The 3,673-nt window shown below is 74.1% G+C and carries 3 protein-coding genes and 1 pseudogene; all 4 read right to left on the bottom strand.

The genetic code is table 11. The annotated features are described in order from the left end of the window. Window positions 1-227: 227 nt before the first annotated feature. Window positions 228-1,259, bottom strand: a complete 1,032-nt coding sequence (locus JS521_RS34510) for a hypothetical protein (protein ID WP_205086818.1) — start codon at window positions 1,257-1,259, stop codon at window positions 228-230. A 10-nt stretch (window positions 1,260-1,269) separates the two neighbouring features. After that, window positions 1,270-2,202 carry an N-acetylneuraminate synthase family protein gene (locus JS521_RS34515; RefSeq protein ID WP_205086819.1) on the bottom strand — a complete coding sequence of 311 codons (933 nt, stop codon included), beginning with the start codon at window positions 2,200-2,202 and terminating at the stop codon, window positions 1,270-1,272. A gap of 12 nt (window positions 2,203-2,214) precedes the next feature. After that, window positions 2,215-3,447: an acylneuraminate cytidylyltransferase gene (locus tag JS521_RS34520; RefSeq protein WP_205086820.1), complete on the bottom strand. Its 1,233-nt coding sequence runs from the start codon at window positions 3,445-3,447 to the stop codon at window positions 2,215-2,217. Between the two features lie 20 nt (window positions 3,448-3,467). Further along, window positions 3,468-3,673: pseudogene (locus JS521_RS34525) on the bottom strand (DUF6716 putative glycosyltransferase); the annotation flags it as partial.

Raw genomic sequence — 3,673 nt, forward strand, 5'->3', positions numbered from 1 at the left:
GGGTGAGCCACCCGCGTACGTCTTCGGACACCGTCTCTTCTCCGTCCATCGGCTCCGGCCTTCCTACCACCGCGCCCCCCACGAGCCCGGAGATTCCGCCCCAGCCGGGGGAGGACGACGGCCAGCCGGGCGAACGGCCCGGCGGCAACGGGCTGCTCGGTCAGTGAGGCCGTGAGGCCTTAAGGCCGTGACGACGCCGGGGGGGGGGGGGGGGGGGCGGGGGGCCCTCACGTCACCACCGACGGCAGCCGCTGCACCCCCCGCGCCGTCTCCGTGACCCCGCTCAGGAAGCCCTGGGCGCGCGGCGATGCCGTGGAGCGGAGCCACTCCGGGGCGATGTCGCAGACCGCGACGGCCACGCCCGTACCGGCCAGGGCCAGCGGGAGGGTGTGGACGACCGTGGAGGGGAAGCTGACGATCGTGCGGCCGATGGGGCCGCGGCGGGCGATCAGTTCCAGCGGGAGGTCCGGGCGGACGATCTCCAGGCCGGTGGCGGCTTCCAGGGCGTGGAGCTTCTCGGCGGACTCGCGGCGGTGGGCGAAGTAGCGGGTGGCGCCGTGGGTGCGGGCCAGGGAGGCCACCGCCTCCTGGTACGGGACGGGGTCGACCACGCCCGTCTCGACCAGGGAGGTGCCCACCAGGTCCGCGCCTTTGCCGATGCTGGGCGGGCCGAAGCGGGCCCGGGTCCAGGCGAAGGTGTTCGGGGTGACCGTGATGCCGGGCGGAGCCTCGACCGGCATCGCGGTGAACACCTCGACCGTGTGGCGGGCCGTCGGGGTGAAGCGGCGGCGGGCGGTGGCGGTGACCGGGGCCAGGACCAGTTCGCGCGGTCCCGTACGGCCCCGGCGGTGCCAGCGGGTCAGCCGCTCGCCCCGGGCCAGCTGGGCCACGAACTCCATGGTGGCCGTGCCGTCGTGGGGCACCGTGAGGTGGTCGGCGCGGACCAGGGTCAGCAGGAGCTGGACGTAGCGCGAGAACGGGTCGCCGATCACTATGTGGTCCGCGCGCCGGACCAGGCCGGCCAGGGCGCGCAGGGCCTTGAGCGGCGCGCCGGACTCGCCGCGCGCCTCCTGCCAGCGGACCGCGATGCCCTCGTCGCGGGCCAGCTCCGCCATCCGGCGCAGCTGACCGCGCGACATCGGGTCGACCGGGGGGAGGACGACGACCGTGGTGGCGGTCGGGTCGTCTCCCCCCTGGGTGTGCACCCACTCCAGGACGTTCAGGAGCTGGACCGGGCTCTCGACGAAGGCGAGGTTCACCGGTCGGCGCTCAGACCGCGACCGGCTCGGGGGCCGGCGCGTTCTCGGTCTCGGCGACGACGCCCGCGACGCGGCGGAGCTTCTTCATCGGGCCGAGCTCGGACTCGTACACCTTCTTGACGCCGTCGCCGAGCGACTGCTCGATGGTGCGGATGTCGCGGACCAGGCGGGTCAGGCCCTGCGGCTCGACGGAGGCGGCCTGGTCGGAGCCCCACATGGCGCGGTCCAGGGTGATGTGGCGCTCGACGAACGTGGCGCCGAGCGCGACGGCGGCCAGCGTGGTCTGCAGGCCCGTCTCGTGGCCGGAGTAGCCGATCGGGACGTTCGGGTACTCCTGCTGGAGGGTGTTGATGACCCGGAGGTTCAGCTCCTCGGCCTTCGCCGGGTACGTCGAGGTGGCGTGGCAGAGCAGGATGTTGTCGCTGCCCAGGACCTCGACCGCGTGGCGGATCTGCTTCGGGGTGGACATGCCGGTGGAGAGGATGACCGTGCGGCCGGTGGCGCGCAGGGCGCGCAGCAGCTCGTCGTCGGTGAGCGAGGCGGAGGCCACCTTGTGGGCGGGGACGTCAAACTTCTCCAGGAAGGCGACGGCCTCGGTGTCCCACGGGGAGGCGAACCAGTCGATACCGCGCTTCGCGCAGTGCTCGGCGATGGCGCTGTACTCGGTCTCGCCGAACTCGACGCGGTGGCGGTAGTCGATGTACGTCATGCGGCCCCAGGGGGTGTCGCGCTCGATGTCCCACTGGTCGCGCGGGGTGCAGATCTCCGGGGTGCGCTTCTGGAACTTGACGGCGTCGCAGCCGGCTTCGGCGGCCGCGTCGATCAGCGCGATGGCGTTGTCGAGGTCGCCGTTGTGGTTGATGCCGATCTCGCCCGTGATGTAGACGGGGTTGCCGGGGCCGGCGGTGCGGGTGCCGAAGGTGCGCAGGCGGGAGGTGCTCATGGTGGTGCTTCCTTACTTGGTGGGGACAGTGGGGGCAGGGGTGGTGGTCAACGTGGGGCCGAGCAGCCAGGCCGCGATCTCGCGGATGGCGCCGTAGCCCCCGGGGGTGGTCGTGACGGCGCGCGCGGCGGCGCGTACCGAGTCATGGGCGCTGGCGACCGCGACGGGCCAGCCGGCGAGGGAGAAGCAGGGCAGGTCGTTGACGTCGTTGCCGACGTAGAGGACCCGGTCGGGTGCGAGGGACTGCTCGTCGCACCAGCGCTTCAGCGCTTCGTCCTTGCGGTCGATGCCGTGCAGGACGGGGATCTGGAGCTTCCGGGCCCGGGCGGCTACGACCGGGTTCTGCTCGGTGGAGAGGATCAGGAGGGGCACGCCGGCCTTGCGCAGGGCGGCGATGCCGAGCCCGTCGCCCCGGTGCACGGCGACGGTCTCGCGGCCCTCGGAGTCGATCATGACCCGGTCGTCGGTCTGGGTGCCGTCGAAGTCCAGGACGACCGCGTCCACGTCCGCGAGGGAGGGCAGCGGGGAGGGGTCCAGGAGCGGGGCGAGCGCGCGGGCGCGGGCCAGGTCGTGCGGGTCGTCGATCTCCAGCACCCGGGCCGGGTCGGTGGGGACCAGGGCGGTGTGGCCGAAGAAGCGGTGACGGTGGGTGCGGAAGCCCGCCGCGTCCATCGCGTAGGCCGCGCCGGTCTCCAGGTGGTCCTGGGGGCGGTCCTGGCGCCGGGGGCGTACGGACTTGTCGTGGTTGACGCCGTACGTGCTCTCCTCGACCGCGTGCCCGTCGCGCCAGACGAAGCCGTGGAACGGGGCGACGGTGACGGCCGTGTCCGCGCCCTCGTGGGCGACCGCACGCGCCACGCCGTCGATGTCCTCGCGGGAGACGAACGGGCTGGTGCACTGGACGAGGAGGACCACGTCGACGGTGCGGGCCCGCTCGGCCTCGTAGACGTCCATCGCGTGCAGCACGGCCGCTTCGCTGGTCGCGGTGTCGCCCGCGATGGCGGCGGGGCGCTCCACGCAGTGCAGCCGGTGGGCGGCGCGGAGGTCGGCGGCGGCGGTGCGGGCGGCCTCGGCGATCGCCCCGTCGTCGGTGGTGACGACGACGTCGGTGACCTCGGGGGCGCCGAGCGCGGCGCGGACGGCGCGGGCGACCAGGGGGATGCCGCCGACCTCGGCGAGGTTCTTGGCGGGGACGCCCTTGGATCCGCCGCGGGCGGGGATCACGGCGAGAACGGTCGGGGTCATCGAAGCTCCTGAAGTAGTGGTCACAGCTCCCCCATCCGGCGGATCACCGGCGCGACGCGCTGGACGCCGTGGCGGTAGGCGCCGCGGGCCGCGTTGCGGACGGTTTCGCGCACCGCGCCCCGGACCCGGCCGGGCTCCTGCGGGGCGGCCGCGCCGGGCAGGGGCGTGCCGTCCGGGGCCAGGTGGTGGCGGCCGAGGATGCCGGGGAGGTAGCCGGGGGCGGTGG

It is taken from the genome of Streptomyces durocortorensis (assembly GCF_016901035.1).
GTDB classification, from domain to species: domain Bacteria; phylum Actinomycetota; class Actinomycetes; order Streptomycetales; family Streptomycetaceae; genus Streptomyces; species Streptomyces durocortorensis.

Bases quoted from the DNA above. Each gene is read 5' to 3' on its own strand.
- JS521_RS34515 (WP_205086819.1), bottom strand. From the start codon at position 2,202: ATGAGCACCTCCCGCCTGCGCACCTTCGGCACCCGCACCGCCGGCCCC.
- JS521_RS34520 (WP_205086820.1), bottom strand. From the start codon at position 3,447: ATGACCCCGACCGTTCTCGCCGTGATCCCCGCCCGCGGCGGATCCAAG.